Annotated in this window: 25 protein-coding genes; 15 read left to right on the forward strand and 10 right to left on the reverse strand. The window is 63.8% G+C overall.

Annotation, left to right across the window (positions count from 1 at the left end; translation table 11 throughout):
* Positions 1-51: 51 nt before the first annotated feature.
* Positions 52-1,134 (forward strand): substrate-binding domain-containing protein, encoded by a 1,083-nt coding sequence (locus tag BRA1253DRAFT_RS06990; RefSeq protein WP_007592538.1) that lies wholly within the window; start codon positions 52-54, stop codon positions 1,132-1,134.
* Between the two features lie 33 nt (positions 1,135-1,167).
* On the opposite strand, the gene BRA1253DRAFT_RS06995 is transcribed toward BRA1253DRAFT_RS06990, so the two are convergent.
* Positions 1,168-1,743 carry a hypothetical protein gene (locus BRA1253DRAFT_RS06995; RefSeq protein WP_007592540.1) on the reverse strand — a complete coding sequence of 192 codons (576 nt, stop codon included), beginning with the start codon at positions 1,741-1,743 and terminating at the stop codon, positions 1,168-1,170.
* A 157-nt stretch (positions 1,744-1,900) separates the two neighbouring features.
* Between BRA1253DRAFT_RS06995 and BRA1253DRAFT_RS07000 the strand changes: the two genes are divergently transcribed.
* Positions 1,901-2,839, forward strand: a complete 939-nt coding sequence (locus BRA1253DRAFT_RS07000) for a LysR family transcriptional regulator (RefSeq protein WP_007592541.1) — start codon at positions 1,901-1,903, stop codon at positions 2,837-2,839.
* Between the two features lie 95 nt (positions 2,840-2,934).
* Positions 2,935-3,882 (forward strand): helix-turn-helix domain-containing protein, encoded by a 948-nt coding sequence (locus tag BRA1253DRAFT_RS07005; RefSeq protein WP_007592542.1) that lies wholly within the window; start codon positions 2,935-2,937, stop codon positions 3,880-3,882.
* 37 nt (positions 3,883-3,919) lie between these two features.
* On the opposite strand, the gene BRA1253DRAFT_RS07010 is transcribed toward BRA1253DRAFT_RS07005, so the two are convergent.
* The 5 genes from BRA1253DRAFT_RS07010 to BRA1253DRAFT_RS07030 all read right to left on the reverse strand — a co-directional run bounded on the left by BRA1253DRAFT_RS07010 (position 3,920) and on the right by BRA1253DRAFT_RS07030 (position 6,665).
* Positions 3,920-4,504, reverse strand: coding sequence for a TIGR00645 family protein (locus BRA1253DRAFT_RS07010; protein WP_007592544.1), 585 nt, complete (start codon positions 4,502-4,504; stop codon positions 3,920-3,922).
* Between the two features lie 33 nt (positions 4,505-4,537).
* Entirely contained in the window at positions 4,538-5,173 is a 636-nt protein-coding gene (locus BRA1253DRAFT_RS07015) for a TerC family protein (RefSeq protein WP_007592545.1), read from the reverse strand.
* Positions 5,170-5,532, reverse strand: coding sequence for a hypothetical protein (locus tag BRA1253DRAFT_RS07020; RefSeq protein WP_007592546.1), 363 nt, complete (start codon positions 5,530-5,532; stop codon positions 5,170-5,172). The genes BRA1253DRAFT_RS07015 and BRA1253DRAFT_RS07020 overlap by 4 nt, the downstream gene beginning before the upstream one ends.
* Before the next feature lie 2 nt (positions 5,533-5,534).
* Positions 5,535-6,008, reverse strand: coding sequence for a tellurite resistance TerB family protein (locus tag BRA1253DRAFT_RS07025; protein ID WP_007592547.1), 474 nt, complete (start codon positions 6,006-6,008; stop codon positions 5,535-5,537).
* Between the two features lie 276 nt (positions 6,009-6,284).
* Positions 6,285-6,665: a nuclear transport factor 2 family protein gene (locus BRA1253DRAFT_RS07030; RefSeq protein ID WP_007592548.1), complete on the reverse strand. Its 381-nt coding sequence runs from the start codon at positions 6,663-6,665 to the stop codon at positions 6,285-6,287.
* A gap of 165 nt (positions 6,666-6,830) precedes the next feature.
* Between BRA1253DRAFT_RS07030 and BRA1253DRAFT_RS07035 the strand changes: the two genes are divergently transcribed.
* The 7 genes from BRA1253DRAFT_RS07035 to BRA1253DRAFT_RS07070 all read left to right on the forward strand — a co-directional run bounded on the left by BRA1253DRAFT_RS07035 (position 6,831) and on the right by BRA1253DRAFT_RS07070 (position 15,303).
* Positions 6,831-8,588: an MOSC and FAD-binding oxidoreductase domain-containing protein gene (locus BRA1253DRAFT_RS07035; protein WP_007592549.1), complete on the forward strand. Its 1,758-nt coding sequence runs from the start codon at positions 6,831-6,833 to the stop codon at positions 8,586-8,588.
* Positions 8,589-8,603: 15 nt separating this feature from the next.
* On the forward strand, positions 8,604-9,200 hold the full coding sequence (locus BRA1253DRAFT_RS07040) for a redoxin domain-containing protein (protein ID WP_007592552.1): 597 nt from the start codon (positions 8,604-8,606) through the stop codon (positions 9,198-9,200).
* A gap of 50 nt (positions 9,201-9,250) precedes the next feature.
* Positions 9,251-10,717 (forward strand): PLP-dependent aminotransferase family protein, encoded by a 1,467-nt coding sequence (locus tag BRA1253DRAFT_RS07045; protein WP_007592553.1) that lies wholly within the window; start codon positions 9,251-9,253, stop codon positions 10,715-10,717.
* 74 nt (positions 10,718-10,791) lie between these two features.
* A complete protein-coding gene (locus tag BRA1253DRAFT_RS07050) occupies positions 10,792-11,418 on the forward strand; it encodes an FMN-binding negative transcriptional regulator (protein ID WP_007592555.1) in 627 nt (208 codons plus the stop codon).
* A gap of 92 nt (positions 11,419-11,510) precedes the next feature.
* The gene (locus BRA1253DRAFT_RS07055) at positions 11,511-12,338 is read left to right on the forward strand and encodes a class II glutamine amidotransferase (RefSeq protein WP_007592557.1); all 828 of its coding nucleotides are present in this window, start codon (positions 11,511-11,513) and stop codon (positions 12,336-12,338) included.
* Between the two features lie 21 nt (positions 12,339-12,359).
* Complete coding sequence (locus BRA1253DRAFT_RS07060) at positions 12,360-13,586, forward strand: carboxylate-amine ligase (protein WP_007592559.1); 1,227 nt, start codon at positions 12,360-12,362, stop codon at positions 13,584-13,586.
* Positions 13,587-14,163: 577 nt separating this feature from the next.
* Entirely contained in the window at positions 14,164-15,303 is a 1,140-nt protein-coding gene (locus BRA1253DRAFT_RS07070; RefSeq protein WP_007592562.1) for a hypothetical protein, read from the forward strand.
* A gap of 7 nt (positions 15,304-15,310) precedes the next feature.
* On the opposite strand, the gene gor is transcribed toward BRA1253DRAFT_RS07070, so the two are convergent.
* From gor to rpiA, 3 genes are read right to left on the reverse strand one after another with little or no spacing between them, the layout of a single operon-like run.
* The gene (gene gor / locus BRA1253DRAFT_RS07075) at positions 15,311-16,699 is read right to left on the reverse strand and encodes a glutathione-disulfide reductase (protein ID WP_007592564.1); all 1,389 of its coding nucleotides are present in this window, start codon (positions 16,697-16,699) and stop codon (positions 15,311-15,313) included.
* Between the two features lie 55 nt (positions 16,700-16,754).
* On the reverse strand, positions 16,755-17,273 hold the full coding sequence (locus BRA1253DRAFT_RS07080; RefSeq protein ID WP_007592566.1) for a DUF2059 domain-containing protein: 519 nt from the start codon (positions 17,271-17,273) through the stop codon (positions 16,755-16,757).
* A 2-nt stretch (positions 17,274-17,275) separates the two neighbouring features.
* Positions 17,276-17,989 (reverse strand): ribose-5-phosphate isomerase RpiA, encoded by a 714-nt coding sequence (rpiA, locus tag BRA1253DRAFT_RS07085; protein ID WP_007592568.1) that lies wholly within the window; start codon positions 17,987-17,989, stop codon positions 17,276-17,278.
* 175 nt (positions 17,990-18,164) lie between these two features.
* On the opposite strand from rpiA, the gene BRA1253DRAFT_RS07090 reads away from it, so the two are divergent.
* From BRA1253DRAFT_RS07090 to BRA1253DRAFT_RS07110, 5 genes are all read left to right on the forward strand, one after another.
* Complete coding sequence (locus tag BRA1253DRAFT_RS07090) at positions 18,165-18,854, forward strand: HAD-IA family hydrolase (RefSeq protein WP_007592569.1); 690 nt, start codon at positions 18,165-18,167, stop codon at positions 18,852-18,854.
* A gap of 165 nt (positions 18,855-19,019) precedes the next feature.
* Complete coding sequence (locus tag BRA1253DRAFT_RS07095; RefSeq protein WP_245285865.1) at positions 19,020-19,445, forward strand: hypothetical protein; 426 nt, start codon at positions 19,020-19,022, stop codon at positions 19,443-19,445.
* Between the two features lie 108 nt (positions 19,446-19,553).
* Positions 19,554-20,588, forward strand: a complete 1,035-nt coding sequence (gene moaA, locus BRA1253DRAFT_RS07100) for a GTP 3',8-cyclase MoaA (protein ID WP_007592572.1) — start codon at positions 19,554-19,556, stop codon at positions 20,586-20,588.
* A 169-nt stretch (positions 20,589-20,757) separates the two neighbouring features.
* Positions 20,758-21,339: a TRAP transporter small permease subunit gene (locus tag BRA1253DRAFT_RS07105; protein ID WP_007592574.1), complete on the forward strand. Its 582-nt coding sequence runs from the start codon at positions 20,758-20,760 to the stop codon at positions 21,337-21,339.
* 28 nt (positions 21,340-21,367) lie between these two features.
* Positions 21,368-23,023, forward strand: coding sequence for a TRAP transporter large permease subunit (locus BRA1253DRAFT_RS07110; RefSeq protein WP_007592575.1), 1,656 nt, complete (start codon positions 21,368-21,370; stop codon positions 23,021-23,023).
* Positions 23,024-23,100: 77 nt separating this feature from the next.
* On the opposite strand, the gene BRA1253DRAFT_RS07115 is transcribed toward BRA1253DRAFT_RS07110, so the two are convergent.
* Complete coding sequence (locus BRA1253DRAFT_RS07115; protein ID WP_007592577.1) at positions 23,101-24,189, reverse strand: TRAP transporter substrate-binding protein; 1,089 nt, start codon at positions 24,187-24,189, stop codon at positions 23,101-23,103.
* Positions 24,190-24,227: the final 38 nt, after the last annotated feature.

A 24,227-nucleotide genomic window follows, 5' to 3' on the forward strand; every position in this document is an offset into this window, starting at 1 on the left:
GGTTTGCAAATGGACGCTCCTGATATGAAGTCCAGTTCATAAAGAGGACCAATGCTTCAGATCGAGATCGAGGCCGTATGGCGGTTTCGCCGCGAGGGCAATCCGCGCACAGCCATCATCATGCTCGGCGTCCTCAACGAAATCCGGAGGACCGGGAAGATCACCAGCGCGGCCAAGGACGCCCACCTCTCCTATCGCCATGTCTGGAATCTGATCGAGCAATGGTCGGAGTTCTTCGGCACGCCGCTGGTCGAGACCCAGCGCGGCAAGGGCTCAAAGCTCACACCGTTCGGCGAGCGGCTGGTGTGGGCGGGCGAGCGCATGCAGGCCCGGCTCGGACCTCAGCTTGAAAACCTCGCGCAGGAATTGGCGAGCGAGATCAAGCCGTTCCTCGAGCAGCGCCCGTCGGTGATCCGCGTGCATGCCAGCCACGGCTTTGCGGTGGCAAAACTGCGCGAATTCCTCGACCGCGAGCCGGGCATCGGCGTCGATCTGCGCTATGTCAGCAACCAGCATTCGCTGGTCTCGCTGGCGCAGGGCGCCTGCGATCTCTCGGGCCTGCATCTGCCGCACGGCGCGCTGCGCGCCCAGGGCATCAAGGCTGCGCGCGAATGGCTCGATCCACGCGAGGATCGCATCGTCAGCTTCGTCACACGCGAAATGGGATTGATGGTCGCGCGCGGCAATCCGCTGCGCATCGCTTCGCTCGACGATCTCACCGGACCAAAAGTCCGCTTCGTCAATCGCGACCACGATTCCGGCACGCGGCTCCTGTTCGACCAACTGCTCGCGGCAAGCGGAATTGACGAGAGCCGTATCAACGGCGCGCAGCAGATCGAGTTCACCCACGCCGCGGTCGCAGCCTATGTCGCGAGCGGCATGGCCGATGCGAGTTTCGGCGTCGAGGCCGCCGCCCGGCATTTCGGCCTCGATTTCATCCGGCTCCTGACCGAGGATTATTTCTTCGTCTGCAAGCGCGCGTTCCTGGACACCGGGCCGATGCAGCGCATCCTGGAGATCATCCGCAGCGCCAATTTTCGCGCGGCTGTCGCTACGCTACCCGGCTATGTGCCGTCGGACACGGGCACCGTCACCGGTGTGAAGGCGTTTCTGGAGATGCACGCCGTGCGATAATGCCGAAGGATGCCGTCGCCTTATCCGCGCCGGTCAGATCGCCGGCTCGTCCTTCAGCGCCGACAGGACCCGCTCGCCCTGCGCGGTCAGCCGGTACGTCACCAGCGGACGGCTCGACGGTGGTTTGCGCGCGAGCTCGACGATGTAGCCGCGCACCATCAGGGCTTCGAAGCTGCCGTAATAGCCGAACATGCTGATCTGGTTCTGCCTGAGCAGCTTGAACTCGCGCAAGAGACGGATCTCGTTGCCCGACAGCAGCGACCGGCGCACGCGCTGAACGAACCGCGCGCGCTGCTCGAACCAGTTTTGGTCCGGCAGTTCGTGCAAGGCCGGTGCCGGGGCCCGTTCGCAGGGACGCGCGTCCTGCGCAATCTCGACCGTCACCTGCGGCAGGCACGGCATGCTGCTGCTGACAACCGCGTCCTTCGCGACGTCGAGCAACGCGAGCGGCCAGCGCCGCTTGTTGTCCACCATGACCGGCGGTGGCATGACGCTGTCGCGCACCAGCTGCTCGAAGCGTCCGGCGGTGACGCCGACATAGGCCGCCGCGCGACGGCGATCGACCAGACGCGTATCCGGCGCGACCTCGCAAACAATGTTCTCGTCCACCCCGGATCCCCTGGCGCCTCGTTGCGCATGGCATGACGGTCCGGCGGGACCGGCCAAGCCGGGCGCGAACCTAGGTGGGAGGAGCGTGCTCGAAAAGCACAGAATTTCGTACATATTGATGCCGTTTCGGCAACAGCTATAGTGGGCCGGGGATCCCATGCGCTTTCACTCACCGGCCATCCAGTACTTCCACGCCGTCCGCCGCACCGGTTCGATTCGGGCCGCGGCGCGCCTGCTGAACGTTGCCTCGTCGGCCGTAAGCCGCCAGATTCTCAAGCTCGAACAGGAGGTTGGGTCACCGTTGTTCGAGCGCAATGCGCGCGGCCTGACGCTGACGACGGTCGGCGAGATGTTGGCCCGGCACGTCATGAACGTGCTCCAGGACCTCGACCGCTTCCGCTCGGACGTCGCGTCCCTGTCGGGGACCTGGCACGGCACCGTCAGCATTGCCTGCATCGAGTCGCTCACGGAATCGGTGCTGCCGGACCTGATCGCCTCACATCGCGGCCGCGCCCGGCGCGTCAGCTTCACCACCGAGGTGAAGGGATCGTCGGATGTGCTGGAGGCCCTGAGCCGCGGCGAGGCCGACATCGGCATCGCCATGGCGCTGCGCCATCCGCCGGACCTGCGCCAGGTCGCCTTGAAACGGTTTCGCCTCGGCGCCGTCGTCGCGCGCGAGCATCCACTGGCGCGCCGCAAGACGGTCACCCTAACCCAATGTCTCGCCTTTCCCGTCATCCACGCGCTGCCGGAGCTGTCGATCTATCATCTGCTCCAGCCGCTGATCGCGCAGCTGTCCGAGACGCCGGAGCCTGCCATCCAGGCCAACTCGATCGACCTGATGCGCGAGCTCGCCGCGCGCGGCGTCGGCGTCGCCTTCCAGACCCAGCTCGGCATCGACAGGCTGTCGCGCGACAGCCGGCTCGTCTTCCTGCCACTCGACAATGCCGGCAGTCCGGTGTGGTCAGATCTCGGCATCTACGTTCGCGCCGAGCGCACCCTGCCCGCCCACACGGAATCCTTCCTCCAGGAGCTGGTGCGCGAGCTGGGCGAGCGCGAGCGGCGGGAAAACGCGGCCTATCCGCAGGTTGCGTGATGAAGCGTCGCAGTAGTTTCCCGGGATAGGGCCGACGGTCGACCATCTGATACCGTTTGTATTTTGCGGCTCATCCCTCGCGCCAGGATCCCGAAATGCCGCTAGCTCGGCTGAAGCCTTCGCGAATCCTCGGCATCGAGCGCTTCTCGGATTTCGCCGAGTTTCGCGCCAACGAGGTGCTCGGCCTCGGCATCAGCACGCCGCTCCGCCCGCGCGAATTCTCGCTGTCTCGCGCCATCCTGCCGCTCCAGGATGGGTTGTTCGTGCTCCAGCGCTCCTTTGCACGGCGATTTGAGGCCGAGATCGGCACGGACAATGGTGTCGGCCTCGTCGTCCCCCTCACGTTTCACTCCACCTCCAACGGCCGCGAGGTCGACAATTCAACGATTGCGATCATGCGCGGCAAAACCCCCGTCGACGCGATCGAGCATCATCCCAACACTTACCTGATGCTGCGCTTCAACTCGGACATGCGCCATCGCGGCTGGACGGATTTCGACACCGGCCTCGCATATGTTCGCGCGCAGGACCATCCGATGGCGCGCCTACGTGCCGCTATCCTGGAGATGTTCTCACTCGCCTCGGCGTGCAACGATCCCCGGCAATTCGAGGCGCTCAACCGACCCATCCAGGAGACGCTGCTCGCCTGTCTCGACGATGCCATGGCGCCGGCCGGCGGGCTGACCGCGCGACGCGGATCGTTCGCCAAGCACCGCAAGCTGATCGCGCGCCTCGACGAAATGGTCATGTGGTCCGGCAGCAAGGCACTCTACAGTGACGACCTCGCCTCTGCGCTCGGCGTATCGGTGCGTACGCTGCAGACCGCCGCACATGCGGTGCACGGCGTGAGCCTGCACCACTATCTGCGCCTCAAGCGGCTGTGGTCCGCCCGCATCCAGCTCATGGTCGGAGGCGGCGGCATGAGCGTCAAGGCCGCAGCGCTCGGCAACGGCTTCTGGCATCTTGGTGAGTTCTCGCGCGGCTACAGATTGGCGTTCGGCGAGGCACCCTCCGAGACGCTGGCGCGGAGCCGACGTTCCTGAGCGCAGCCTTCGGTCTTTGAGCGGCCGTCTGTCACACTCAGCCGTGACCAGCTCCCTTGCGCTGGCCGCTATCGCTGAGGCGGTCGACCCAGGCGATGCCGATTGCGGAAATGATGAAGGTCAGGTGGATGAGCACCTGCCACATCACGCCGCTTTCGGTGAAATTGCTCCGCGTCGTGCCGAGATTGCCCGCCTCGATGAAAGTCCTGAGCAGCGAGATCGAGGAGATGCCGATGATTGCCATCGCAAGCTTGATCTTGAGCACGCTGGCATTGACGTGGCTGAGCCATTCCGGCTCGTCCGGATGACCGCTGAGGTTCAGGCGCGAGACGAAGGTCTCGTAACCGCCGACGATCACCATCACCAGCAGGTTCGAGATCATCACGACATCGATCAGCCCGAGCACGACCAGCATGATCTGCTGCTCGCTGGCGTCGAACGAGTGCACGACCAGGTGCCAGAGCTCCTTCAGGAACAGCAGCACATAGACGGCCTGCGCGACGATCAGGCCGACATAAAGCGGGACCTGCAGCCAGCGCGAGCCAAAGATGAGTTGGGCAAACGGGCCGATTTGCGGCGCCGGCACGGAAACCGCCGAAGGTGCTTTGGGTTCGGACGTCATTGATCACTCCGGATGATAGACAGACGCGTTGCCTCAGAGACTCGCGATCACAGGCGCGAGCTCGAGCGAGCCGCGATAGATCATCTCGAAGGCGACGTAAACGATGATGGCGAGGCCGACATAGCCGATCCAGCGCTGCTTCTGGAGCACGCGGCCGAGCAAATCGGCGGCGACGCCCATCAGCGCGACCGACAATAACAGGCCGAAGGCGAGGATGTAGGGATGCTCGCGCGCGGCGCCCGCGACCGCGAGCACGTTGTCGAGCGACATCGAGACGTCGGCGGCGACGATCTGCACGGCCGCCTGCCTGAAGGTCTTTCGGGAGGCAGGAGCAGCGCCGCTGCCACCATGGCTGAACGCGAGCTCGTTCGCATGCGCGGACTGCTCGCGTAGCTCCCGCCACATCTTCCAGCACACCCAGAGCAGCAGCACGCCGCCGGCGAGCAACAGCCCGATCACTTGCAGAAGCTGGGTCGCGACGCCGGCAAAGACGATGCGCAGGGCGGTCGCGGCGATGATGCCGACGACGATGGCGCGCCGGCGCTGCTCGGCCGGCAGGCCGGCTGCGGCAAGGCCGATGACGACGGCGTTGTCGCCGGCGAGCACGAGGTCGATCAAGACGACCTGAAGCAGCGCGGTCAACGCTTCGGTGGTGATGAATTCAGTCATGATTGGTCATTTTTCGGTGCGGCAGGATCGAGCCATTGCGGCTTCTTCCGCTCGACCCAATCCAAAACCTTGCTGCGCGAGGATCGCAGCGCGGGCACGTCTTCCGCGAGCAAAGCGAGGCCGAGCGGCAGCATCCAGACGCCGAGCACCGGCAGGAACGAGAGCACGCCGCCGACAATCAGCAGCGCGCCCGAAGGGATTCTCACCCAGCGGCTGGACGGCTTGAGCAGATAGGCGACGGTTTCGCCCATGCGCGGCGGCAGGCGATGGACAAGCTTGTCGAGGCGCGGGTCGCCGCCAGCCATCTGGCCGGTAGCGCCCGCAGTCCCTGTCTTATCCTCGTCCGAAACTGCGCTCATGCTTACTCCTCGGCGGCGATGCGCTGTTCGGCGCGCACGGCGCCCGGCGCCACCTGCTTTGCGCGGGGCAGCACCAGCGTCAGCAGGCGCAACAGCTTGATCGCCTGCACTTCGTGGGGATGCACGTCCTCGTCCGCGGCCGCGACGCGCTCCGACAGCTCCATCAAATGAGCCGACAGCGGCAGGTCCGAAACCGGACGCAAATTCTCGATCACCACATTGGCGAAATCCGGTTCCTCGAGCCGTTCGGCAAGCTCGTCGAACATGGCGTAGAGCCGGTTCTCGGATATGTGCGGTGCCAGCTTGCGATCCCGGATGAAACGGACGACCTCGTCGCGTTCGACCGGCGAAACTTGGCGGTCGGCAACCGCAACCAGCGCGCCGACAATCACCAGCGCCACCGCAGCCTGCTCGTTCAGGCTGGACGGCTCCGTGATCTCGATTTCGATCGGATTTGAATGCTTGGCGTCAGACATCGTTGCTCCCTTATCTTGCGAAATGACCGCACGGGGCTGCGATGGGGACGATTGGGTCGGAGAGGCTCTCAAGAAGGCCCGACGATCGGCCGATCCATCGCATTCGCGCGGGACAGGTCATCCGACATCACGAGGTTTTGCCGACAGTGTCGACGTCCTCGCCAGAGGGGCCCGGATTCTTGTTCCTTTCACACATAAAGATGGGGCTGTCGGAATCAAGGCGACGCGGCTGCGACCAGCCGCCGCATCGGGTTCCGTGTTGCGACCGAGCCCGTGTTACCCCACCCGCTCGACAAGATGCGCCCGCGAGGGCGACGGCTCGAACCCGTCGCCGAAATACTGCGTCTCGTGCGCCACGAGGCCGTCGCGGAATTCCATGATGCTCACGACGTAGGACGGCACGCCGTCATAGGTCAGCACGAATTCGCTTACCCAGAGATCGTTACCGCCGACGATGCGCCGAACCGTGAAGCGCTTCTTGTTCGGTTGTACGAACCGGCTCTGCTGGATGTTGCTGCGACCGCGGATCCGCTCGCCGGATTGCGGATAGTCGAGCACCGCGTCCTCGCGGTAGATGTCGTGCTCGGCCTCGAAATCGTTCGCGTCCGAAGCGTCCCAATGGCGCTGGAGCGCGGCCAGCTTACCCTGATCATCCATCGTGATCTCCCGTTTGACTGTGTTCTCGTTATGCCATCTGAGATTGGCCTCAAGGCCGCCGGTGGCAAGGCTTGCTCGCAACGTCTAACAACGACTAACGAGCCAAAAACCCCATCCGAATGCAAGGATGACGGCAGAACCGCGCAGTCAGATCGGGAACACGCAATGGCAAATCTGCTTTCGGTCAATGTCGGCCTGCCGCGCGACGTCGCCTGGCAGGGTCGGACCGTCCACACCGGCATCTGGAAGGCGCAGGTCGCAGGCCCGCGCAGGGTGCGCCGGCTCAACATCGATGGCGACGGCCAGGGCGATACGGCCGGTCATGGCGGCGAACATCGTGCCGTATTCGTCTATCAGGAGGAATCCTATCGGTACTGGCAGGAGCATCTGGGTCGATCGAACCTCGTTCATGGCCAGTTCGGCGAGAACTTTACGGTCGAGGGCCTCGCCGACACCAACGTGTGCATCGGAGACCGCTACAGGATCGGCTCCGCGGTGTTCGAAGTGACCCAGCCGCGCGTCACCTGCTACCGGCTCGGTATTCGCATGGAGGAGCCGGACATGGCCGCGCTGCTCGTCAGGCACGGGCGGCCGGGATTCTATTTTCGTGTGATCGAGGAAGGCGACGTCGAGGCCGGTGACGAGATCACGCAGATCGCCGTGGGACCCGAGCGCATGAGCGTGTCCGAGATCAATGCGTTGCTTTACCTGCCGCCGCATCCGCACGAACGCCTCGAGCGCGCGCTGCGGATTCCCGCGCTGAGCCGCGGCTGGCACCGTTCATTCGAGGCGCTGCTCGAGCAGCAGAAGGAAAACAAGACCGCGGGAAACGCCGGGCTTGGGCCGGCGGCGAGCGCTCCTCCGGCCTGGCGCGGATTCCGTTCCTTTCGCGTGGCGCGCAAGATCGCCGAAAGCGACAACGTGACGTCGCTGATCCTCGAACCCGTCGACGGACATCCCGTGGCGGCCGCCCTGCCCGGTCAGTTCGTCGTCATCAGGCTCGAGCCTTCCCGTGCGCAGCCGATGACGCGCAGCTATTCGCTGTCGAGCGGCTCCGATGCCGCGTCCTATCGCATCAGCATCAAGCGCGAAGTTCACGGCGCCGCCAGCCGTTACATCGCCGACGAGCTGGTGGACGGCGCTGCCGTGCAGCTCGGTGCGCCACGCGGCAGTTTCACGCTACGACCGGGCACCGGGCCCGTCGTCCTGCTGAGCGCCGGTATCGGCGTCACCCCGGTGCTCGCGATGCTCCACGCCCTCGCCGCTGAAGCGACGACGCGGGACGTGTGGTGGCTGCACGGCACCCGCAACGGCCGCGAACATGCGTTCGCCGCCGAGGCGCGCGAATTGCTAGGTGGGCTCTCTCGTCACCATAGCCACGTCTGCTACAGCGCGCCTGACCCGGGCGATCGTCTCAATGTCGCGTTCGATACAGCCGGACATCTCGACGCACGCCTGCTCCAGAGCCTGAGCGTGCCGCGTGACGGCGATTTCTATCTGTGCGGACCGACAGCTTTCATGAGCGATCTGAAAGCTGGCCTCACCACGTTGGGCATCGCACCGGATCGCATCCACACCGAATTGTTCGGCGCCGGACCATCCTTGACGCCCGGCATAGCATCCTCTCCGCAGAAGCGAGCGCACCCGCCGGTCGGCGCTCCTGGCCCCGGCCCGATGGTTTCGTTCGCCCGCAGCGGCCTCAATGTCCGCTGGGGACCGGCCTATGCCAGCCTGCTGGAATTGGCCGAAGCCTGCGACGTTCCCGTGCGCTGGTCGTGCCGGACCGGCGTGTGCCACAATTGCGAGAGCGGATTGATCGCAGGGACGGTCGACTATGCGCCGGATCCGCTCGATCCGCCGGCGGACGGCAATGTCCTGATCTGCTGCGCACGGCCCCGAAACGACGTCGTGATTGATCTGTAAAACTGGGAGAGCGTAATGCGACCTGACATCATGCCGGGAGTAACCTTCCCGGATTACGAGCTCAGCGACCACACCGGCAAGCACCGAAAGCTCTCCGAACTGCAGGCGGGCGCTCCCATGGTGCTCGTGCTCGGCCGCGGCGGATACTGTCCGAAGGATCGCCGCCAGGCCGAAGGCTTGCTCCAGCTCCATCGCGAGATGGAGGTGGGCTATTGCCGGATGGTCACGATCACGACCGACAACATCACCCAGACCAGCGAATATCGCAGCGGCGTCGGAGCGCACTGGCCCTTCCTCTCGGATTCGCGGCGCCTCGTTCAGAAGGATCTCGACATCGCCGAATACACCGACCCCGTCCACAATCCGATGATTCCGCACGTGATCGTGCTCGAGCCCGGCCTCGTCATTCACAAGATCTACAACGGCTATTGGTTCTTCGGCCGTCCAACCGTCGAAGAGCTCCGCCAGGACCTCAGGGCAGTCGGCATGAAGTGCCGGCCGGATTGGGACATCACGACGCCCGGCCTTAGGGCACTGTGGGACCAGGGCCGCAAGGAGCATTTTCATCCCTACGGCAAGGCTTACGTCGAAACTCTCGGCGAACGGGATTAGAACCACATTCCGACATCGTCCGCTCGGGCGAATGCCGGCTTGGAATGTGGATGACCCAGATGAAGACCAATCCCGCGCCCCGTGCCGACCGCATGGGCGCGCGCCAGATCTACGAGGCCTTGAGAGATCAGATCCTGGCGCGGGTGTACGGGATCGACGGTTTGCTGCCGTCCTCCCGCGCGCTGGCCGGCGAGATGGGCGTGGCACGCTCGACCGTGACGATCGCCTACGAACAGCTCGCCGCCGAAGGCTTCATCGAGACACGCCATGGCGCGCGGCCGCGTGTGGCTCGCGCCGTCGTCGAGCGAGGACACGCGCGCGTAGTGTCGCGACCGTCGGCGCGGAAGGTGCGGCTGTCGGCTTTCGGGGACCGGTTGCTTCAAGATCCGCCGCGCTGGACCGAGCCGCCGCGCGGGCTCGTCGCCAACTTCCGCTATGGCGAGCTCGCGCCGTCGGATTTCCCGGTAGTGGCATGGAAGAAGGCCGTGACTGCTGCGATGGCACGCAAGCCCGAGCGGCTGGCCTATGATGACCCCTGCGGCGCGCTGCGGCTGCGGACCGCGCTCCAAGGCTATCTGTGGCGGTCGCGCAGCGTCCGCTGCGAGGTCGATCAGATCGTCGTCGTCAACGGCTCGCAGCAAGGCCTCGACATCTGCGCGCGCCTGCTGCTCGATGCCGGCGACCGCTTCGTGATGGAGGATCCCGGCTACCAGATGGCGCGGCATACTTTTGCGGCGACGGGCGCCAAGACGATCCCGATTCCCGTCGACGCGGATGGATTGGAGACCACGCGGCTCGAGGGCGTCGAAGCCCGCCTCGCCTATGTCACGCCGTCGCATCAATATCCGCTCGGCGGCGTCATGCCGATCGGACGCCGGCACCAATTGCTCGCCTGGGCCAGGGCAAACGACGCCTACGTGATCGAGGACGATTACGACAGCGAGTATCGCTACGACACCAAGCCGATCCCGCCGCTGCATGCGCTGGAAGGCGGCGGCAACGTGATCTATCTCGGCACCGTCTCCAAGACGCTGTCGCCGACCTTGCGGATTGGATATCTGGTGGTGCCCAGCGCCCTGCGATCCCTGTTCGCCGCCGCCAAGCAGATCATGGACCGGCACACGCCGCTGATCGAACAGGACGCACTCGCGTCGATGCTGGAAAGCGGCGCCTATGACGGCCACATCAGACGCGTGCGCCGGCGCAACGCCGAACGCCAGCGCACGCTGCTCGACGCGCTTCGCCGCCGGTTCGGGGATCGCGTCCGGATCGAGGGCACGGCCGCCGGCCTGCACATCGTGGCGTGGTTCGACAACCTGCCACAGAAGCGAGAGGACGCGTTGATCAAGGCGGCCCATGCAAAGGGCGTCGGCATCTATCCCGTCTCGGCACTGTTCGTCGGACCTCGCCGACCGCGGAAGACAGTCGGCCTCGTCATGGGCTATTCGGCACTGGAGGTGTCACAGATCGAGCGCGGCTGCAGGCTTCTCGCACAGGCCGTCGCCGAACTGGACTGATTAAATAGGCGATAACTGGCAGTTTATTATAGGCCAGATTCCGGCTATCTCCAGACCAACACCGGAGATAGACCATGTACATCCCTCCCGCCTTCAAGGACGATATCGAGAGCATCCGGGCGACCATTCGCGGCGCCCGCCTCGCCAGTCTGGTCACGGCCACCACCGAAGGCCCGGTCGCCACACCGCTGCCGCTCTTTCTCGATGAGAGCGAAGGCGAGCATGGCGTGCTGTACGGACATGTGGCGAAAGCCAATCCGCAATGGAAACTGCCGCCGATCGGAGATGCGCTGGCGATCTTCAGCGGTCCCGACGCCTATGTGACGCCGTCCTGGTACGCGACCAAGCAGGAGACCGAAAAGGTCGTGCCGACCTGGAACTACGTCGCGGTGCATGCCTACGGCCCGGTCGAATTCTTCCAGGAGCCCGAGCGCCTGCTCGACGCCGTGACGCGGCTCACGAACAGGCACGAAGGATCGCGTGCAAAGCCTTGGGCCGTGACGGATGCCCCTGCGGATTTCATCGCCGCGCAGCTGCGCGGAATCGTCGGCGTGCGCATTCCCGTCATGCGGTTCGAAGGCAAGCGCAAGATGAGCCAGAACCGTCCCGAGGCCGACCGGGTCGGCGTCGCACAAGGTCTCGCAGCTAGCGAGAACGCGCTGGATCGCGAGGTTGCTCCATTGATTCCGGTGCCGGTGTAGTGACCACTTGGTTCCCGACACTCGCTGTCGGGAACCATCCTCCTGTCAGGTTCGTTGATACATTTCAGCAAGCATCTCCTGACAGGATTCCCATGTGTCGCTGGATCGCATACCGTGGCGAGACCACGTCTTTCGAGCCCTACGTCACCGAGCCCGAGCATTCGCTGATCGCGCAAAGCATCCGCTCGCTCCAGTCGACGGCCGGCTCGAATGGCGACGGCTTCGGTCTCGGCTGGTACGGCGAGCATCCGGAGCCTGGTCTTTATCGTGAAACACGCCCGGCCTGGTCGGACGAAAATCTCCGCTATCTCTGCCGGCATCTGCGCTCGCATCTGTTCTTCGCCCATGTGCGCGCCGCCACCGGCACGGCGGTGACACGGCAGAACTGTCATCCCTTTGCCTGCGGCCACTGGATGTTCATGCACAACGGTTTCGTCGGCAGCTGGAATCGCCTGCGGCGCAAGGTCGAGGCGCTGATCCCCGACGCCTACTATCCTTCGCGGACAGGCACGACCGATTCGGAAGCCGTATTTCTCGCCATGATGGGCGCGGTTCTCGACGCCGATCCGCTCGGCGCAACGCATCGCGTGCTGCGATCCCTTGTCGGCCTCGTCAACGAAGGCGAGCTTCGGGAGCGGCTACGCTTCACTAGCGCCATCGCCAACGGCCGGGATCTCTATGCCTTCCGGGTTGCGGTCAACGATGCCGCCAACACACTGTATTTTCGTGAGGCTGGCGGCCAGGTCATCGTCGTGTCCGAGCCTTTCGACAAGGAAACGGACTGGACGGAAGTGCCCGCGAATCACGCGCTGGTCGCACGTGCGTCCGAAAGCGCGAAAATTGTTCCGTTCGACCTTGCAATTTCCGGTGGGCTCGACGCGGAACCCGCCCCCGTCAGAAGGATTAACGCCCGCAGGTAAATACCTTGGCCGGGTGGCACAATGACATTTGCATCAGACGTTTTAAAACTGCTGCGGCTCGATTCCTCGGAAGACAAGCAGCACCTCGTCATTCGCTCGGCCGGCGGACGCGGCAAGGCTGCGGAATATTCGTTCGGCATCGAGGAGGAATACTTCCTCGCCGATCGCCGCAGCCTGGAGGTCGCGATTCAGACCCCCAATGAGCTTTTCGAATCTGCAAACTGGTCGACAGGCGGCCAGGCGATGCGGGAGATGTTGCAGTCCCAGCTCGAGGTCGCCACCAACGTTCATGTCGACGTCGCCGACGCGCGCGAAGAGCTTCGCTTCCTGCGGCGCGAAGTCGCGAACGTCGCGGCACAATACGGCTTCGTGATCATGGCCTGCGGCACGCATCCGACCGCGGTCTGGCGCATGTCGCAGCCGAGCCCCAAGCCGCGCTACGAGGAGATGATCGAGGATCTGCGCAGCATCGGCCACCGCAACCTGATGTGCGGCATGCATGTGCACGTCCAGCTGCCCGATCCCGAAAAGCGCACGGCGGTGATGCGAGCGATGCTGCCGCATTTGCCGTTGTTCATCGCCCTGTCGGCCTCCTCTCCGTTCTGGAATTCACACAAGACCGGTCTGAAGGGCTACCGGCTCGCCGCTTATTCCGAGCTGCCGCGCACAGGCCTGCCCGAATTGTTCGAGAGCAGGCAAGATTACGACGAATATGTCGGCGCCTTGCAACGCTCCGGCGTGATCCCCGATGAAAGCCACATCTGGTGGGCCATGCGCCCATCCATGAAGCACCCGACCCTCGAGTTGCGTGCGCCCGATACCTGCACCTTCGTCGACGACGCCGTTGCCATTGCCTCGCTCTATCGCTGCCTGACGCGCTATCTCTACCTGCGACCTCATCTGTCGAAAGAGGTCACCGCGGTCGAACGCGCGATTGCGGTGGAGAACAAATGGCGTGCCCAGCGCTACGGCACCGATTGCATCCTTGCCTCCAGGGAGGGGCCGGTCGAGATCTCCGAACTGCTCTCCCGCGTGATCGAGGACGTCGCCGGGGACGCGGCCACGCTGAACTGCGCCGCCGAGGTCGAACACTGCCGCACCATCGTCGAGCGTGGCAGCTCGGCTGAATTCCAGCTTCGTGCCTTCCGCGACAATGCGGAGGACATCGCCGCCGTGTCGCGCTGGATCGCAGACGCGACGATCTCGGGGACGAGCGCCGCGCCGGCAAGCGTCCCTACGCCCTCATAGCGCCCGCGCAGGCTTCGGGAGCAACAATGTCGCTCCTGAATTCGGAAGCTCGCGGGGAGAACCATGAATCGCGTCAAATGTTGTGCCGGCTGCGGCCATGGCCTCATTCCGATGCTCTCAGCCAAAGGGCGCGCGGAGCTCAGCTGCCTTTGGTGCGAGCTCATCGAGGCGCGTGCGGCGGACATGGCGAAGTGGGCCGACAGCCCGTACGGCAAGCCCGAGCGGACCGTCCGTCGATATTTCGAATGAACGGCTTCAGACACCCGGCCGCCGACTTCTCCTGATCGGCGCAGCTGCACGTCCGCGCCAGAATGCCGACAAATTAGACAAGACACCTCTCGTCGCCAGGTTTTCAGACTAGGCGAACATGGCCATGCAGGCTGGTCAAGCGTGTCATCTAACCTCAGGTGCAACCTCGATTTTTCTTCGCGTGGCGGCTCGTCGCGAAGCCTTCGTGCCGCGTGGCTCCTCGACTGGCCCAGAATTCGCAAGGCAGCATCAGGCCTGATCCCCTGCTCTCCCGATTACAGCAGCAAGATGCGTGCGCCGGGTGAGCGGGCTAGAATCGGAGACTGCCATGAACGTGCATGCCGCCGGCGATCTCAAGATCACCGGCCTGACCCGTCCGGACGGCGCCCCCCTTCGCCTCAACGACCGGGATTTCGTGGCGATCGACCGCGACCGGAATGCGAAGTTCGAGGCGACGTACCGGCCGCAGGCCCTCTACAATCGCGCCAACGAGGGCTTTCATGCCAACAACGAAACTTTCCTGCTGCACGAGGTCGCGACCAATCTGCCGATCTATCTGCCCGACACCGGACCGACAGATTTCCATCTTCATCTGCCACCGGGCGGCTTTCAGCTCGTGCTGGTCACCTCGGGCGCGTTCACCTTCGACTATGACGGGCGCTTCTACAATGTCGGCCCCGGCGCGGTGATGCTGCAAAGCGCGATCGTGCACCGCCAGCTGTTCTACACCTGGTCGGGACTGTCGACCGAAGAGAATTTGAAGACACCACAAACAGTGGCGCCGGATCCGATTTCCATGGGCTATTCCGGCAAATTCCTCGAAGCCTTCATCACCGATCCGACGACCTTTCCAAACCCGACCATTGTCGGCCCGGATCAGATCAACGAAGACGAGACGCCACGGGTGGCATGGAGCCACTCTCTGCATGATCGCCCTGCGGACGCAGGCTTTTGGCTCCAGGACCCGCTGGCGCTCGATGCGCTGTTCAAGCCGCTCACCGACAGCCCGGTCAAATCGGCCATGCCGGTTTACGTGCGCGACATCGGCATTGAAGTGCCGAGCGGCCGTCTCGTCACCGGCCACATCATCGCAACCGACCCACTCGGCCAATCGCTGCTGCCCAAGAGCACGTCGGCAGCAGCGGACACCACATGTTTCGCCAAGGGCGAAGTCGTGATCTACCGCGTCATCCGCGGCACGGCCGAATTCAAGAACAAGACTGGCGAGACCTTTGAGCTCACAGCCGGCGATGTGGTGACGGCAGGCAAGAACGCCACAAGCCTCATCGGTGTCGGTGAGAACACGCAGGTCCTTCGGCTCGGCCTTCTCAAAGGCATGAACGACCTCCGCAGCTGGACGCCGACGCAACGCGACGAAATCGACGGCCTCGCCGGTCAGATCATCACGCAGAAGGACATCCGTCCCCTGCGGACCGAGGGCAAGCCGGTCGGATATTTGTACGGCTGAGCGGAGTTTACTCCGCCGCCTGGCGCACGTGGCGTGCGGTCGGGGTGCGCATGGTGACGAGTTCTTCGGCCGCGGTCGGATGCAGCGCGATCGTCGCATCGAAATCGGCCTTGGTCGCCTTCATCTTCACGGCAATCGCGACTGCCTGCGTGATCTCGGCCGCGGCATCGCCGACGATGTGACAGCCGAGCACGCGGTCGGAGGCACCGTCGACGACGAGCTTCATCAGCACGCGGGTATCGCGGCCCGACATCGTCGCCTTGATGGGGCGGAACGTGGTCTTGTAAATGTCGACATGGCCAAATTGCGCGCGCGCCTCGGTCTCAGTGAGGCCGACGGTGCCAACCTCCGGCTGCGAGAACACGGCGGTCGGGATGTTGGCGTGATCCACCTGCACCTCGCGCTTGCCGAATACGGTGTCGGCGAACGCATGGCCCTCGCGGATCGCGACCGGCGTCAGGTTGAAGCGATGGGTGACATCGCCGATCGCATAGATGCTGTCGACCGAACTCTTCGAGAAATGGTCGACCGCAATGCCGCCGTTCCGCGGGTTGATGGCGACGCCGGCCTTCTCCAGGCCGAGATTGGCCACCGCCGGATGGCGGCCGATCGCGAACATCACCTGGTCGGAAGCGAGGCTCGATCCGTTCGACAGATGCGTGGTGAATTCCTCGCCGTGCCGATCGACCTTCGTCACAGTGCAGCCGGTGAGAATGGTGATCCCCTGCTTCTCCATCTCGGCGCGGACATGGGCGCGAACATCCTCGTCGAACCCGCGAAGAATGTTGTCGCCGCGATAGATGACTGTGACGTCGGAGCCGAAGCCGGCGAAGATACCGGCGAATTCCAGCGCGATGTAGCCTCCACCCTGGATCACGATCCGCTTCGGCAGCCTGGTCAGGTGAAACGCTTCGTTGGAGGAGATCACGTGCTCGATGCCGGGAATCGGAGCACCGTGATTGGGCGCGCCGCCGGTGGCGATCAAAATGTATTTTGCGGTGATCTTCTTGTCGTTCTCGAGCAGGCGGACGGTGTGTTTGTCCTCGATCACCGCGCGGCTCTTGACGATCTGCGCGCCTGACTTCTCGACATTGGCGGTGTAAGCCGCCTCCAGACGCGCGATCTCCTTGTCCTTGTTGGCAATCAGCGTCGGCCAGTCGAAGGTCGCAGGCGGAACGGTCCAGCCAAAGCCGGCGGCGTCCTCGATCTCGTGACGGAAATGCGAGCCGATGACGAACAGCTTCTTCGGCACACAGCCGCGGATCACGCAGGTCCCGCCCATGCGGTACTCTTCCGCGATCATGACGCGGGCGCCGTAGCCGGCCGCGATGCGGGCGGCACGCACGCCGCCCGAACCGCCACCGATGACAAAGAGGTCGACGTCGAATTCAGCCATTGTCCACTCCGACCTCTTTCAGAACATGATCCGGATTCTGATCAGATAGGAACTGTCAGATCTCCTTGCCACGCTTGCGCATCTCGGCGCGGAAGTTGCCCATCACGGTCTCGGAGAAGTTCTGGGCCCAGGAGTTCATGAAGGCCATGCTCAGCCCGATCGCGCGCGGCTCGGCCTCGATCAGCTTCTTGCCCAGCGGCGACTTGTAGAAAGTCACGAGATCCTTCAGCTCCTGCTCGGTGAACTCGCTGGCATAGACCTGCGCCATGCCATCGCCGATTTCGCTCTCGCGGCCTTTGAGCTGCTGGGCGACGATCTGGGCGACTTCGGTGAGGTCCTTCTGGTAGTTCAGGTTCTGCTGGATCAGCGCGATCTTGGTCTTCTCGACCAGGCCGGGCACCGCGTTGGCGTACATCGCACTGGCGTTCTTGATCGCCAGGATCTCCTTGGCCGCCGCGACGGCGGCCGGCGACGATTTCGGCGGGGCGGCCTGCTGGGCCCCGGCCGGGGCGACCGAGAAGGCCAGTCCCACAGCGAGGGTCGCGACCGGCAACAATTTCAAAACGCTCTTCATTCCTAGTCTCCTTTCGGCTTTCGCCGTTCAATCACGCGAATTCCTTCGCCACCCGCCAAAACAGCCGAGCTGGCCAAGCCGATGAACAAACCATGCTCGACGACGCCGGGGATCGCGCTCAACGCCGTGGCAAGGCGGGCGGGATCCTCAATCTTTTCGAGCTGGGCATCGACGATCCAGTGGCCGCCATCGGTGACGAAAACGTGGCCGTCCTTGCCGTTGCGGACCGCCATCTCCCCGGAAACGCCGCATTCCGCAAACGCCTTCTCGATCGCGCGTCGCGTTGCCCCAAGCCCGAACGGGATGACTTCGACCGGCAGCGGAAAGCGGCCAAGTGTCGGGACCCATTTGGTGTCGTCGGCAATCACGATCATGCGATCCGAGGCGGCCGCCACGATTTTCTCGCGCAAAAGCGCGCCGCCACCGCCCTTGATCAGATTGAGTTCGGAGTCGATCTCGTCGGCGCCATCGACGGTGATGTCGAGATGGTCGATCTCATCCAGCGTGGTCAGCGGCACGCCGCAGCGGATTGCATCGAGGCGCGTCGCCTCGGAGGTCGGCACGCCGATCACTTTCAGTCCGGCGCGGACCCGCTCGCCGAGCAGCTCGACGAAATGTTTTGCGGTCGAGCCGGTGCCGAGCCCGAGCTGCATGCCGTCACGGACGTCCTCGAGGGCGCGCGCCGCAGCCTGCCGCTTCAACTGGTCGATATTCACGTTTGCGCCGTCCCTGAATTACGAGTGTCGTGCCTTATAGGCTCGCGGCGGCCTGTGTAGCCTCGTTTTCCCTCGGAGAACAGGGTCTGGGGAACAGGCCTCCCGCCCCACCTTATAAGGTGATCTTATGGCTTCGGCCCTTGCGTGGGCAGGGCCGGGCCGGTAGCGCTGGACCATGACCCCCTCCCACACCATCGTCTTCGATCTCGACGGCACGCTTGTGGATACGGCGCCCGACCTGATCACCGCGCTCAATTACGTGCTCGACCGCGAAGGGCTGCCGCCCGTGCCGATGGCCTCGGCCCGCAACATGATCGGCGCCGGCGCCCGCAAGCTGATCGAGCGGGGGCTGGAGGCCGAGGGCCGCAGCGTCACGGTTGCCGACATGGACCGGATGACGGCCGATTTCATCGCTTATTACGCTGACAATATCGCCGTCGAATCCCGGCCCTTCGAGGGACTGGAGGCCGCACTCGACCATTTTGCGGCCCAGGGCCATCGTCTCGCGGTCTGCACCAACAAGCTGGAATGGCTGTCGAAGCGCCTGCTGGACCAGCTCGACCTGAGCCGACGCTTCGCCGCGATCTGCGGCGCCGACACTTTTGGCGTCCAAAAGCCCGATCCGACCATTTTCCGCGAAACGGTGGCGCGGGCCGGCGGCGAGGTCAAAGCCAGCATCATGGTCGGCGACGCCGGACCCGATGTCGGCGTGGCCCGGCGCGCCGGAGTTCCCGTGATCGGGGTCAGCTTCGGCTATACGGACGTCCCGATCGCCGAGCTGAAGCCGGACCGGCTGATCCATCACATGCGCGACCTGCCGGCAGCCGCCAGCAGCCTGATGACTGCGCAGGCAGATCTCAAATAGCTGAGATAGCTTGATTATTCCGCAGAAATCCCGCGTTAACCATCTATTAACTATGCGAGGCCCGCCGGTTGCTCGCTCGGAACGACACTCCTAAGTTTGTCCGGGGTGTGGCGGTTCGCCGCACTCGCGTCCTTCGGGGCAACGAGCCTTGCCGGCTGCTCCTCGATGTCTTCAACTTCCTGGAACATGTTCAAATCGGCCCCGCCGACCGTCCAGGTCCGGCTCGAATCCAATCCTGCGGGTGCTGACGCCACGACCTCGCTCGGACAGGGCTGCAAGACCCCCTGCTCCGTCTCGGTTCCCGCCCCGGACGTCCCCTTCACGGTCGCTTTCGCGCTGCCAAAATACCAGCCGGTAAGCGTGCCGGTGAACGTCATCAAGAATCCCGGCGACTTCACGACGCCCGCCTCGGTCACCACCGACCCCAACCCGGTTTTCGCGGAGCTCCAGCCGGCCATTCCACCGAAACCGGTCCGCAAGCCGCACCGGCCGAAGAAACCGAAACCGGCGGCGCCCGCGGCTGCCCCGGCGGCTGCTGCCGCGCCGGCCGCGGACTCGCCGTTCCCCGATCCGAACACGGGCAAGCGCTGACCTCCGCTAACGCCCCAATTGTCTCTGACGCGTTCGATGCTTAGATTGCTTCCAGGACACCGCTGAAGCAAAACTGCTCGCGTTGCCGCAAGTGACAAGGCATTTGGTATGAACGGACTTTCCGCGAGCTCCCGCGCCGCGCTGTCGAGCGCGATGACCGATCCGTTCGGACGGACCATCTCGTATTTGCGCGTGTCCGTCACCGACCGCTGCGACCTGCGCTGCTTCTACTGCATGTCGGAAGACATGACGTTCCTGCCCAAGGCTGACCTGCTGACGCTGGAGGAACTCGACCGGCTCTGCTCCGCCTTCATTGCCAAGGGCGTGAAGAAGCTGCGGCTCACCGGCGGCGAGCCGCTGGTCCGCCGCAACGTGATGACATTGGTGCGCTCGCTGTCGCGGCATCTCAAGAGCGGCGCGTTGAGCGAGCTGACGCTGACCACCAACGGCACCCAGCTTGCGAAATACGCGAGCGAACTCGCCGATTGCGGCGTCCGCCGCATCAACGTCTCGCTCGACACGCTCGACCCACAAAAGTTTCGCGAGATCACCCGGTGGGGCGAGATCGACAAGGTGCTGGAAGGCATCGAGGCGGCACGCGCTGCGGGCCTCGCGGTCAAGATCAATGCCGTTGCGCTGAAGAACCTCAACGAGGACGAGCTTCCCGACCTGATGCGCTGGGCCCACGGCAAGGGCATGGGGCTGACGCTGATCGAGGTCATGCCAATGGGCGAGATCGGATCGGGACGTATTGACCAGTACCTGCCCCTGTCGCTGGTGCGCGCGCGCCTCGCCCAGCACTTCACGCTGACGGATCTGGCCGAGAGCACCGGCGGCCCGGCGCGCTATGTCAGCGTCGCCGAGACCGGCGGCAAGCTCGGCTTCATCACCCCGATGACCCATAATTTCTGCGAATCCTGCAATCGGGTGCGCGTCACCTGCACGGGAACGTTGCACACCTGCCTCGGCCACGAGGATGCCTCCGATTTGCGCAAACCTCTGCGTGCATCGGACGACGATTCGCTGCTTGCGGATGCAATCGACCGCGCCATTGGGCTGAAGCCCAAGGGCCACGACTTCATCATCGACCGCCGCCACGACCGCCCCAGCGTCAGCAGGCACATGAGCGTCACCGGCGGCTAGCATCGGCTGCCGGGCCGCGGCTTATTCCCCTTAACTATCAACAAACTTCCGATTGACTGGCGGCAAACTCGCTGGTTTGGTGCGGCTGCCTCATGCCTGCGCGGCGAGACAAGCCAACGCGCCACTCGGCGCAGTCAAGACGGCCGGGGCAAATCGGGGAGGACCAATCTTGCAAGCGCTCCTGAAGCTGAGCAATGGAATTGACGCGTTCACACGTTGGACCGGCAAGCGTCTGGCTTGGCTGATCCTGGTCGCCGTCGTCATCTCGGCGGTGAATGCGATCATTCGGAAGACGTTGGACACGTCCTCCAACTCGTGGCTCGAGCTGCAATGGGTGCTTTTCAGCATCGTGTTCCTGCTGTGCGCGTCATGGACGCTGCTCGACAACGAGCACATCCGGATCGACATCTTCAACAGCATGATGCCGAAGCGGACTCGCAACATCATCGACATCATCGGGCACATCTTCTTCCTGATCCCGCTCACCGTTGTCATGATCGTGACCGGGATACCGTTCTTCCTGCGCTCGCTTCAGATCAACGAGCAATCCGGTAATGCGGGCGGCCTGCCGCAATGGCCGGCCAAGTCGCTCATCATGATCGGCTTCGCGTTCCTGCTTGTTCAAGGCGTCTCCGAACTGATCAAACGGATCGCCGTCATGCGTGGCATGATTCCGGATCCCCACGAGTCGCAGATTTCGGCGCTGGAGGCCGAAGTCGAGCATCTCGTTGAAGCGATCGAACAGAAGTGATCGCCAAGCGGCATCGTAGGGGGATTCAATGACCGCGTTTATCGTCGCCAATATGGCGCCAATCATGTTCGCGACGCTGGTGATCGTGCTGCTGCTCGGCTATCCGGCGGCATTTTCGCTTGGCGCCGTCGGCCTATTCTTCGCCATCATCGGCGTCGAGCTCGGACAATTCCACCCGGACTTTCTCCAGGCCCTGCCCGAGCGCGTCTATGGCGTGATGAACAACGACACGCTGCTCGCCATTCCGTTCTTCACCTTCATGGGACTGGTGCTCGAGCGCTCCGGCATGGCCGAGGATCTGCTCGACACCATCGGCCAGTTGTTCGGCACCATTCGCGGCGGCCTCGCCTACGCGGTGGTGTTCGTCGGCGCCCTGCTTGCGGCGACGACCGGCGTCGTGGCGGCCTCGGTGATCTCGATGGGCCTGATCTCGCTGCCGATCATGCTGCGCTACGGCTACGATCGCCGCGTGGCGACCGGCATCATCGCGGCCTCCGGCACGCTGGCGCAGATCATTCCGCCGTCGCTCGTCCTGATCGTGATGGCCGACCAGCTCGGCAAGTCGGTCGGCGACATGTACGAGGGTGCGTTCATTCCGGGCCTGGTGCTCGCCGGCCTCTATGCGAGTTACGCGTTCCTCGTGACCATGATTTTCCCGAAGGCCGCCCCGGGCCTGCCGAAGGAAGCCATCGGTTTCCGCGAGGAGAGCGGCGACCGCGGCCTGAGGTCGCTCGGCGTGCTGTTCCTGGCGAGCTGCGTGTTCGGCTGGTTCATGATGCGGAATTCGGAGACACACGGCGCCGACTTCGTCGTGCTCAGCATGTTCTTCGGCATCCTCTTCGCGTTCTTCGTCGCCGTCGCGAACTGGGCCATCGACAAGCTGACGGGCTTCCGTTTCCTCTCGAAGATGGCGCAACAGACCACCTTCGTCATGGTGCCGCCGCTGTTCCTGATCTTCCTGGTGCTGGGTACGATCTTCATCGGTGTCGCGACGCCCACCGAAGGCGGCGCCATGGGTGCAGCCGGCGCCCTCATTCTCGGAGCCGCGAAGCGGCGCCTGACCTGGGACCTCGTTCGTCAGGCCACCGAATCGACGGCGAAGTTGTCCGCCTTCGTCGTCTTCATCCTGGTCGGCGCGCGCGTGTTCTCGCTCACCTTCTACGGCGTCAGCGGCCACGTCTGGGTCGAGCACCTGCTGACCTCGCTGCCCGGTGGCCAGATCGGCTTCCTGATCTTCGTCAACGCCTTCGTGTTCGTGCTGGCGTTCTTCCTCGACTTCTTCGAACTCGCCTTCATCGTGATCCCGCTGCTCGGGCCGGCTGCCGAGCATCTCGGCATCGACCTGATCTGGTTCGGCGTCATCCTCGGCGTCAACATGCAGACGTCGTTCATGCATCCGCCGTTCGGATTTGCGCTGTTCTATTTGCGCTCGGTCGCGCCGAAGGAGCGCTATACCGACCGCGTCACCGGCAAACGCATGGAGCCGGTCACGACGGGACAGATCTATTGGGGTGCGGTGCCGTTCGTCGTGATTCAGATGATCATGGTGCTGCTGGTGATCATGTTCCCGTCGATGGTGATGCATTACAAGGGCGTGCAGTCCACGATCGATCCCAACAGCATCAAGATCGAGATCCCGCAGATCGACCTGCCGCCGCTCGACTTCGGCCAGCCGAAGCAATAGCGCCCGGCCCACCCGCAAAAAAGAACCCGGAGCTTGCGCTCCGGGTTTTTTGTTTGGGCCGATCGTGCGCTCTGCGATCAGCTCTGCGAGTTGCGCGCCATGAAGTTGTCATAGCCGACTTCAGCAACCTGGAACCACTGATATCCGTTGTTCGAGAACGCGGTCAGGGATTCATAGACCTTCTTGAAGTCCGGGTTGGTGGCCGAGACTTCGGTGTGCAGCTCCTTTGATGCCTTGAAGCAGGCCTGCATGATCTCGGGCGAGAACGGATGCAGCTTGGCGCCGGCCGCGAGCAGACGCCGCAACGCCGGTGGATTGGACTGGTCGTACTTCGCCATCATCCAATTGTTGGCGTAGTGTCCCGCCTGCTCGAGGATGCTCTGGTAGTGCTTCGGCAGCGCATTCCACTTGTCCTGGTTGACGAAGGCCAGAAGCATCGGCCCGCCTTCCCACCAGCCCGGGAAGTAATAATGCGGCGCGACCTTGACGAAGCCAAGCTTCTCGTCGTCATAGGGCCCGACCCATTCGGCGGCGTCGATGGTGCCCTTCTCCAGCGCCGGATAAATGTCGCCGCCGGCGATCTGCTGCGGCACCGCGCCTAGTTTGGCCATCACCTTTCCGGCAAAGCCGCCGATGCGGAATTTCAACCCGCTGAAGTCCTGGGGCGTCTTCACCTCCTTGCGAAACCAGCCACCCATCTGACAGCCGGTATTGCCGGCAAGCAGCGAGACGACGTTATACTTCTTGTAGAACTCGTTGAGGATGTCCCTGCCGCCGCCCAGCATGTACCAGGCTTGGTTGATGCGCATGTTCGGTCCGAACGGCACAGCCGAGCCGAAAGTAAAGGTCGGGTCCTTACCGAAATAATAGTAGGACGCGGTGTGGCCGATTTCGCAGGTGCCGTTCTGCACGGCATCGAGCACCTGAAGGCCCGGCACGATCTCGCCGCCGGCAAATGTCTGAATCTGAAATTTGTTGTCGGTCGCTTCCGCGACCATCTTGGCCATCATCTCGGCGCCGCCATAGAGCGTATCGAGTGATTTCGGCCAGCTCGTCGGCATGCGCCATTTGATCTCGGGCGTCGTCTGCGCGATCGCTGGAGCGGCAAGCGTGGCGACACCCGCCGCACCAAGCCCGGTGACCTTGATAAAATCTCGTCTTTTCATGATTTCCTACCCTGATGGATTGTGACGGTGGGCCTTCT

The organism is Bradyrhizobium sp. WSM1253 (assembly GCF_000244935.1).
GTDB classification, from domain to species: Bacteria; Pseudomonadota; Alphaproteobacteria; order Rhizobiales; family Xanthobacteraceae; genus Bradyrhizobium; species Bradyrhizobium canariense.

What these genes read in the sequence shown, in the direction of transcription:
- BRA1253DRAFT_RS07055 (WP_007592557.1), top strand. Translation starts at nt 11,511, where the DNA reads ATGTGTCGCTGGATCGCATACCGTGGCGAGACCACGTCTTTCGAGCCC.
- BRA1253DRAFT_RS07005 (WP_007592542.1), top strand. Translation starts at nt 2,935, where the DNA reads ATGCCGCTAGCTCGGCTGAAGCCTTCGCGAATCCTCGGCATCGAGCGC.
- BRA1253DRAFT_RS07090 (WP_007592569.1), top strand. Translation starts at nt 18,165, where the DNA reads ATGACCCCCTCCCACACCATCGTCTTCGATCTCGACGGCACGCTTGTG.
- BRA1253DRAFT_RS06990 (WP_007592538.1), top strand. Translation starts at nt 52, where the DNA reads ATGCTTCAGATCGAGATCGAGGCCGTATGGCGGTTTCGCCGCGAGGGC.
- BRA1253DRAFT_RS07035 (WP_007592549.1), top strand. Translation starts at nt 6,831, where the DNA reads ATGGCAAATCTGCTTTCGGTCAATGTCGGCCTGCCGCGCGACGTCGCC.
- BRA1253DRAFT_RS07050 (WP_007592555.1), top strand. Translation starts at nt 10,792, where the DNA reads ATGTACATCCCTCCCGCCTTCAAGGACGATATCGAGAGCATCCGGGCG.
- BRA1253DRAFT_RS07095 (WP_245285865.1), top strand. Translation starts at nt 19,020, where the DNA reads ATGTCTTCAACTTCCTGGAACATGTTCAAATCGGCCCCGCCGACCGTC.
- BRA1253DRAFT_RS07025 (WP_007592547.1), bottom strand. Translation starts at nt 6,008, where the DNA reads ATGTCTGACGCCAAGCATTCAAATCCGATCGAAATCGAGATCACGGAG.
- BRA1253DRAFT_RS07020 (WP_007592546.1), bottom strand. Translation starts at nt 5,532, where the DNA reads ATGAGCGCAGTTTCGGACGAGGATAAGACAGGGACTGCGGGCGCTACC.
- BRA1253DRAFT_RS07030 (WP_007592548.1), bottom strand. Translation starts at nt 6,665, where the DNA reads ATGGATGATCAGGGTAAGCTGGCCGCGCTCCAGCGCCATTGGGACGCT.
- BRA1253DRAFT_RS07045 (WP_007592553.1), top strand. Translation starts at nt 9,251, where the DNA reads ATGACCCAGATGAAGACCAATCCCGCGCCCCGTGCCGACCGCATGGGC.
- moaA (WP_007592572.1), top strand. Translation starts at nt 19,554, where the DNA reads ATGAACGGACTTTCCGCGAGCTCCCGCGCCGCGCTGTCGAGCGCGATG.
- BRA1253DRAFT_RS07080 (WP_007592566.1), bottom strand. Translation starts at nt 17,273, where the DNA reads ATGAAGAGCGTTTTGAAATTGTTGCCGGTCGCGACCCTCGCTGTGGGA.
- gor (WP_007592564.1), bottom strand. Translation starts at nt 16,699, where the DNA reads ATGGCTGAATTCGACGTCGACCTCTTTGTCATCGGTGGCGGTTCGGGC.
- BRA1253DRAFT_RS07000 (WP_007592541.1), top strand. Translation starts at nt 1,901, where the DNA reads ATGCGCTTTCACTCACCGGCCATCCAGTACTTCCACGCCGTCCGCCGC.
- BRA1253DRAFT_RS07010 (WP_007592544.1), bottom strand. Translation starts at nt 4,504, where the DNA reads ATGACGTCCGAACCCAAAGCACCTTCGGCGGTTTCCGTGCCGGCGCCG.
- BRA1253DRAFT_RS07040 (WP_007592552.1), top strand. Translation starts at nt 8,604, where the DNA reads ATGCGACCTGACATCATGCCGGGAGTAACCTTCCCGGATTACGAGCTC.
- BRA1253DRAFT_RS07115 (WP_007592577.1), bottom strand. Translation starts at nt 24,189, where the DNA reads ATGAAAAGACGAGATTTTATCAAGGTCACCGGGCTTGGTGCGGCGGGT.
- BRA1253DRAFT_RS07110 (WP_007592575.1), top strand. Translation starts at nt 21,368, where the DNA reads ATGACCGCGTTTATCGTCGCCAATATGGCGCCAATCATGTTCGCGACG.
- BRA1253DRAFT_RS07015 (WP_007592545.1), bottom strand. Translation starts at nt 5,173, where the DNA reads ATGACTGAATTCATCACCACCGAAGCGTTGACCGCGCTGCTTCAGGTC.
- BRA1253DRAFT_RS07070 (WP_007592562.1), top strand. Translation starts at nt 14,164, where the DNA reads ATGAACGTGCATGCCGCCGGCGATCTCAAGATCACCGGCCTGACCCGT.
- BRA1253DRAFT_RS07060 (WP_007592559.1), top strand. Translation starts at nt 12,360, where the DNA reads ATGACATTTGCATCAGACGTTTTAAAACTGCTGCGGCTCGATTCCTCG.